8 protein-coding genes are annotated in these 6,295 nt (G+C 69.0%); 7 read left to right on the top strand and 1 reads right to left on the bottom strand.

All coding sequences use genetic code 11. The features are described from left to right. The first annotated feature begins 106 nt into the window (after positions 1-106). A complete protein-coding gene (locus VJN29_RS10655; RefSeq protein WP_324143610.1) occupies positions 107-1,474 on the top strand; it encodes an NAD(P)/FAD-dependent oxidoreductase in 1,368 nt (455 codons plus the stop codon). A 173-nt stretch (positions 1,475-1,647) separates the two neighbouring features. Here VJN29_RS10655 and VJN29_RS10650 read toward each other — a convergent pair whose 3' ends face one another. Further along, complete coding sequence (locus VJN29_RS10650) at positions 1,648-2,166, bottom strand: hypothetical protein (RefSeq protein WP_324143609.1); 519 nt, start codon at positions 2,164-2,166, stop codon at positions 1,648-1,650. A gap of 219 nt (positions 2,167-2,385) precedes the next feature. Here VJN29_RS10650 and VJN29_RS10645 point away from each other — a divergent pair, with 219 nt between their 5' ends. From VJN29_RS10645 to VJN29_RS10620, 6 genes are all read left to right on the top strand, one after another. Further along, positions 2,386-2,592, top strand: coding sequence for a (2Fe-2S)-binding protein (locus VJN29_RS10645; protein WP_324143608.1), 207 nt, complete (start codon positions 2,386-2,388; stop codon positions 2,590-2,592). Positions 2,593-2,602: 10 nt separating this feature from the next. Further along, positions 2,603-3,061 (top strand): bacterioferritin, encoded by a 459-nt coding sequence (bfr, locus tag VJN29_RS10640; protein WP_324143607.1) that lies wholly within the window; start codon positions 2,603-2,605, stop codon positions 3,059-3,061. Positions 3,062-3,135: 74 nt separating this feature from the next. Continuing rightward, positions 3,136-4,050, top strand: coding sequence for a hypothetical protein (locus tag VJN29_RS10635; RefSeq protein ID WP_324143606.1), 915 nt, complete (start codon positions 3,136-3,138; stop codon positions 4,048-4,050). Between the two features lie 110 nt (positions 4,051-4,160). Further along, on the top strand, positions 4,161-4,403 hold the full coding sequence (locus VJN29_RS10630) for a DUF6458 family protein (RefSeq protein WP_324143605.1): 243 nt from the start codon (positions 4,161-4,163) through the stop codon (positions 4,401-4,403). Positions 4,404-4,455: 52 nt separating this feature from the next. Further along, complete coding sequence (locus VJN29_RS10625) at positions 4,456-5,313, top strand: HAD family hydrolase (protein ID WP_324143604.1); 858 nt, start codon at positions 4,456-4,458, stop codon at positions 5,311-5,313. Between the two features lie 44 nt (positions 5,314-5,357). Then, positions 5,358-6,272: a hypothetical protein gene (locus tag VJN29_RS10620; protein ID WP_324143603.1), complete on the top strand. Its 915-nt coding sequence runs from the start codon at positions 5,358-5,360 to the stop codon at positions 6,270-6,272. Positions 6,273-6,295: the final 23 nt, after the last annotated feature.

Genomic DNA, 6,295 nt, shown 5'->3' with positions numbered 1-6,295 from the left:
TTTCGGCCAGGTCGTCTGGACCCCGGCCGGGCCGTGGTGTCGGGCGCCTCTCGGGTAGGACTTCCGATGGCGGATCGAGTAGCGGATCGGGCGAGAGGACTCCACCATGGACACCTTCGACATCATCGTCATCGGGATGGGGCCCGGCGGTGAACACGTTGCAGGGACACTCGCCGAGCGCGGCCTGCGGGTGCTCGGTGTGGACCACGGCCTCGTCGGTGGCGAGTGTCCCTACTGGGGCTGCATCCCCTCGAAGATGATGGTCCGCGCCGGCGAGGTGCTCGCCGAGTCTCGACGGGTCGAGGGGCTTGCCGGCGCCGTCGGCGACGTGCGGCCGGACTGGTCGGTCGTCGCGCGCCGGATCAGGGACGAGGCAACGGACGACTGGGACGACCGGGCCGCCGTCGAGCGCTTCACCAGCAAGGGTGGGACGTTCGTCCGTGGGACCGGGCGCATCGTCGGCGCCGGCCGCGTCGACGTCGACGGGAAGCCGTATGCCGCTGGGCTGGGGATCGTCGTCAACGCGGGCTCGCGCGCGTCGATCCCCCCGATCGAGGGTCTCGGCGGGGTGCCCTACTGGACGAACCGTGAGCTCGTCGGGACCAAGGAGCTGCCGTCGTCGCTCGTGGTGCTCGGCGGAGGGACCATCGGCTGCGAGCTCGGTCAGGCGGTCGCGCGATGTGGCGTCGACGTGACGATCGTCGAGTCCGCGCCTCGGCTGCTGTCCGCCGAGGAGCCAGAGGCGTCCGAGAGGCTGGCCACGGTGTTCGAACGGGAGGGCATCGCGGTGCACGCCGGAGTGGCAGCGTCACGCGTGTCCGGTGACGGCGCGGGCGCCGACGTCACCCTGGAGGACGGCACCACGGTCTCCGCCGAGCGCATCCTCGTCGCGACCGGGCGCGACACCGACCCGGGCGCGGTCGGGCTCGGCTCGGCCGGCGTTCCAGAGGATGCCGCGGTCGCTCCGATCGACGAGCGCTGCCGCGTCGCCTCGAACGTGTGGGCCATCGGCGACCTCACCGGGAAGGGCGCGTTCACCCACGTGTCGATGTATCAGGCCGGGATCGTCATCCGTGACGTGCTCGGTGAGAACGGCCCGGCCGCGGACTACTCAGCGGTGCCGCGCGTGACGTTCACGGATCCGGAGATCGGCGCCGTGGGCTTGACCGAGGAGCAGGCGCGGGAGGCCGGGCTCGATGTCACGATCGGTGTGACGCCGCTCGGTGAGACCACTCGGGGCTGGATCCATGGCGGCGGCGGTGACGGCTTCATCAAGCTCGTGGCCGACCCGGCACGCGGCGTCCTCGTCGGCGCGACCGCCATGGGCCCGTACGCAGGAGAGGTCCTGGGCGCATTGGCGGTGGCGGTGCACGCGCAGGTCCCGGTCGGGACGATGCGCTCGATGATCTACGCCTATCCGACCTTTCACCGCGGCATCGAGACGGCTCTGGCGGCGCTGGAACGGCACGCCTGACCGTCGGCGAGTGCGTCGCAGGTCCGCCGCCTCGACCGGAGCGAACGTGCACAACGGGTCGTCCCCGGCGTGGACGAGCAACGGCGGAACTGTCAGCGTCTCGATCGGGACATCGCTCACCGCAGGGCTGGAGAGGCATGCGTCGAAGACCGCTCCCGGCTGCGCATCGGTCGTCAGCCGGTGTGAGCAGGCAGTCGCGGCTTCGCCTCGAGTCCCGCACTCGCATGGTGTGAAGCCTCGGCCAGGCGCTCCGCTCGCAGGAGCAGGTACATCGGGACGTGGATGACGACGACGAAGACCGCCTCGATGGGCCCGAAGATCCAGAGCGCGAGGTAGAAGGCGATGATGCCGAGGTAACCCAGCTGCGTCCGACGCCCGCCGCTGATGACGAGCAGTCCGACGGCCGCCTCGAACACGATGAGCAGGCCGATGAAGAACAGCTGGTTCGGCGCCACCACCGCACGCCACGAGTCGGTCACCCATGGGAAGAGGGCGGGGTTGGCGAACCCGGCGTAGTCCCCTCCTGTCGCGAGGGTGACGACGTGCATCAGCGCACCGCCGATGAGGAAGAGGACGCCTGTTGCGGCACGCCCCACCTGCCGCCACCTGACGCTCCGGCCGGCCAGCAGCGAAGCGACGATCGTCACCAGCCCGCACATCGTCCACAAGATCGGCCAGAGTCCGATGTCCATGGCCGCCTCCTTCGTCCGGGGAACCGTGCTCTTGACCCACGTAACCCGGGGCTGATGAACCAGCACCAGAGTCCAACGTCCCTTCTCCTGCGCGTCCGGAGGCGTTCCGCTCCGTGGAAAGCGCGTGGCGCCGTCTTGTCGATCAGAGGACGCTGTGCTTAGGTAAGCCGAACCTAACCACTCGCGGTGGAGAGTGCTGTCAGTCCGAGAGGGTGCCCAATGATCGTGTGCCAATGCGCCGTCGTGAGCGACCGCGAAGTCACCGCGGCCTACGCCGGAGGCGCCCGCACCCTCGCCCAGGCCTGCATGGCGACCGGCGCCGGCCGGGATTGCGGCTCCTGTGTGTTCTCAGTCAAGCGGCTGGTGTGCGAACATGGCGAGACGCTCGCCCTGTCGTCCACGGAGGTGCACGTTGCAGCCAGTTAGCCCCCGCGTCGTGGAGCTGCTCAACGACGCGCTGACCTTCGAGCTCACGGTCACCAACACGTACTTCCTCCACGCTCGCATGCTCGACAACTGGGGCCTGCCGAAGCTCGGCAAGGCGTTCTACGACCTGTCCATCGACGAGATGAAGGATGCCGACGTCCTGATCAACCGCATCCTCATGTTCGACGGCCACCCGAACGTCCAGCGGCTGAACCCGATCCGGAGCGGCGAGGACGCGAAGGAGATGCTCACCCTCGCGCTCGAGAGCGAGCGGGCAGCCGTCGCCCAGTTCAACGCCGGGGCGCAGGAGTGCCATGAGCTCGGCGATCACGGCACCGCGGCCGTCTTCGAGGACATGGTCCGCGACGAGGAGCGGCACGCGGACTGGTTCGAGAGCCAGCTGCAGGCAATGGAGCTCGTCGGCGTGGAGCAGTACCTCAGCCAACAGGTGGAGACCTCCTCTCCCTGATGGGCAGTACCTCCTCGTGCAGGACTGATGCCAGCACTGTTTACTCATCAACGATCTCCCCGTAGCGTGGAGCGATGAGGACACGACGCGTACTGGTGACATCCGCGCTCGCCGCTGTGTTCGCAGTGGCTCCATTGGGGTCGGCGACGGCCGAACCGTTCCCGGACATCATTCCCATCCCGACCGGCTCGCTCCCCGAGGGGATCGCGACCGGAACTGGAACGTCGATCTACGCCGGCTCGCGCGCTGACGGGTCGGTCTGGCTGGGCGACCTGCGCACCGGCGAGGGCGACATCCTCGTCGAGGGGACCGAGGGCCGCATGGCCGTCGGCATGAAGGTGCGGAACGGGCTGCTCTTCGTCTCGGGCGGCTCCTTCGGCGATGCCTACGTCTACGACGCGACGACCGGGGCGGAAGTTGCGGTGCTCGACCTCACCGACGGCCCGGCCTTCATCAACGACGTCACGGTGACCCGGGACGCCGCGTACTTCACCAACTCCAGCGCCGCCGAGCTCTATGCGGTCGAGCTCTCCGCCGGCGTCCCGACCGGGAGCGTGGAGACGCTTCCGCTCACGGGCGAGTGGCAGCAGGTGGCGGGTTTCAACGCCAACGGCATTGCCGCGACGCCCAACGGCTCGATGCTGCTCGTCATCAACAGCACGACCGGCATCCTCTACAACGTCGACCCGCGAACCGGCGAGGCGGTTGCGGTCGACACGGGTGGCACGAGCCTGACGCAGGGCGACGGCATCCTGTTGCGGGGCAAGACGCTGTACGTCGTGCGCAACCAGTCCAACGTCGTCGTCGAGCTGCGCATGTCGTCCGACTACCTGTCCGCGACCCACGTGGCCGACCTGACCGACCCCGACTTCGACGTGCCGACGACGATCGCGGCCCAGGGATCGCGACTCTACGTCGTCAACGCCCGGTTCACGGCACCTCCCGGTCCGACGACCGAGCACGACATCGTCAAGATCGACGGGGAGTAGCAGGCCCTCGCTGCTCGACACCGATGGTGTGCGCGGGCAGACTGGCTCACAGGTGGGTATGGATCTGGTTGGACGTGTCTGGCCGCCCAGACCCCGAGAGGAGTGCAGTCATGGGAGCAGGTATCACGCTCGCGGTGATCGGTGCGGTCCTCGCCTTCGCCGTGCGGGCCGACCCCGACGGCATCAGCCTGCCGACCGTCGGGGTCATCTTCATGATCGCGGGCATCGTGCTCATCGTGCTCTCCCGCCGCGACCATCGCCGAAAGGTCATCACCAGCGTGGAGCCGGTGGAGGACCCGCGCAACCCGCCGCACGTCTTCACCGAGGGGACGGTGCGCGACATAGACGAGTGACGTGAACCGGTGCGCTGGTCCAGCCGGCGCGCACGCCGGATAGCGTGACCCCATGGCACAGCGGATGCTCGCCCTGGACCTCGATGGCACGACGCTCAACCACATGGGCGAACTCTCGGATGGGGTCCGTGACGCCGTTGCCGCCTTGCCCGACGAGGTCATCGTCGTCGTGGCCACCGGCCGGTCCATCATCGCCACGACCCCGATCCTCACCGCACTCGGCATCCGTGAGGGGCTCGCGGTCTGCGCGAACGGTGCCGTGACCATCGAGATCGATCCGAAGGCTTCCGCTGGCTACGCGATCGCCGAGACGGTGACGTTCGACCCGCGCCCCGTCCTCGACCGGTTGCGCGTCGCCCTGCCCACCGCTCGGGTCGCCGTCGAGGAGCTCGGCGTCGGCTTCAAGGTCAGCGAGCACTTCCCCGAGGGCGAGCTCATGGGAGAGACGCGGGTCGTCGAGTGGGAGGAGCTCGTGGCACACCCGGTCACCCGTGTGACCCTGCGCCAGCCCGAGGCCACGGCCGAGGAGTTCGGGGAGATGGTGGAGCGGGCGGGTCTGCACGGCGTGTCCTACGCCGTCGGCTGGTCGGCCTGGCTCGACATCAACCCGGAGGGCGTGAGCAAGGCATCCGCTCTCGAGCTGGTGCGCCGTCGGATCGGCGTCGAGCCCAGCCACACGGTCGCTGTCGGCGACCAGCGCAACGACCTCGAGATGCTGCACTGGGCGGCTTGGGGCGTCGCGATGGACAACGCCCCCGACGAGGTCAAGGCGATCGCCGACGAGGTCGCGGGCCACGTCGACGACGACGGGCTCGTTCCGATCCTCGAGGCGCTGGGTGAGGCGGCGAAGAATGGGACACCGTTCCGCGATGGAGTGCACTCGCAGGCGACGGCCAGATTCCAGGTCTAGCCAGCCCAGCGGCATACGGCCCGGACGTCCCGAGAGGAGGCAGCGTGCCGATCGTCTACATCCATGGCGTCGCTGTCCGGGACGATGACCAAGTCCTGGCCCGGTCCGCCAAGCGCTTCCGGGAGGTCCCGTGGCCCACGATCCAGTCGCTCCTCTCGGAGCACGTCGCCCCCTCGCTCTCCGACGACCCCGTCGGGGTACCGGTGATGCGGATCTACTGGGGTGACCTCGGCGCCCAGTTCGCCTGGGGTGGGAGGTCACTCGTGTCACGCCCATTGGAGGGTGCTCGCCAGACCCCGGCAGACGCGACCGCAGCGGGCCTGCGGGCCAAGGGAATCCGGAACATCCAGGCGACCGTCTCTGCACTGCGCCGGCCGCTCGAGGACTTCGTGCCCGTGTTCCTCGGTGACGTGCTCACCTATGTGGCTCGACGCGGCAATGCCGATGCGCCCGGTCCGATCCCGCAGCGGGTCCTCGCGGGGCTCGAGACTGCTGCCTTCGCGGCCAGGGCGCGGAACGAGCCCCTCGTGGTCGTGACCCACAGCATGGGCGGCCAGGTGCTCTACGACGTGCTGACGCACTTCCTGCCACGGATGCCCCAGCACCGGCACATCCGCGTCGACTTCTGGTGCGCGACGGCCTCCCAGGTCGGCTTCTTCGAGGAGCTCGGCCTCTTCCTGGAGAGCACCCCCGGCCACGGCGACAGCACCGGGGTCAGGACGCCGCTGCCCTCGTCGGCGCACCTCGGCAGCTGGTGGAACGTCTGGGACCACGCCGACCTGCTCAGCTTCCGGGCCGACGGGATCTTCGAGGGCGTCGACGACGCAGCCTTCTTCACGGGCGGGACCCTGGCGAGCGAGCACAACCGATACCTCGCGAGCGTCACGTTCCACCAGATGCTCGCGGAGAAGATCCGTGGCAGCCTCGATGTCGAAGGCCGCCTGCCCCGTTCGACGTAGGACCGAGGCAGGGCGAGAGACCC

Origin of the sequence: Intrasporangium sp. (assembly GCF_035280925.1) — a bacterium.
In the GTDB taxonomy this organism is placed as follows: Bacteria; Actinomycetota; Actinomycetes; order Actinomycetales; family Dermatophilaceae; genus Intrasporangium.
The sequence above is the reverse complement of the archived record's forward strand: the minus strand, read 5'-3'. Positions and strand labels throughout refer to the sequence as shown.

Excerpts from the sequence above, each read along its gene's own strand:
- VJN29_RS10650 (WP_324143609.1), bottom strand. The coding sequence starts at position 2,166 with ATGGACATCGGACTCTGGCCGATCTTGTGGACGATGTGCGGGCTGGTG.
- VJN29_RS10625 (WP_324143604.1), top strand. The coding sequence starts at position 4,456 with ATGGCACAGCGGATGCTCGCCCTGGACCTCGATGGCACGACGCTCAAC.
- VJN29_RS10645 (WP_324143608.1), top strand. The coding sequence starts at position 2,386 with ATGATCGTGTGCCAATGCGCCGTCGTGAGCGACCGCGAAGTCACCGCG.
- VJN29_RS10635 (WP_324143606.1), top strand. The coding sequence starts at position 3,136 with ATGAGGACACGACGCGTACTGGTGACATCCGCGCTCGCCGCTGTGTTC.
- VJN29_RS10630 (WP_324143605.1), top strand. The coding sequence starts at position 4,161 with ATGGGAGCAGGTATCACGCTCGCGGTGATCGGTGCGGTCCTCGCCTTC.
- VJN29_RS10655 (WP_324143610.1), top strand. The coding sequence starts at position 107 with ATGGACACCTTCGACATCATCGTCATCGGGATGGGGCCCGGCGGTGAA.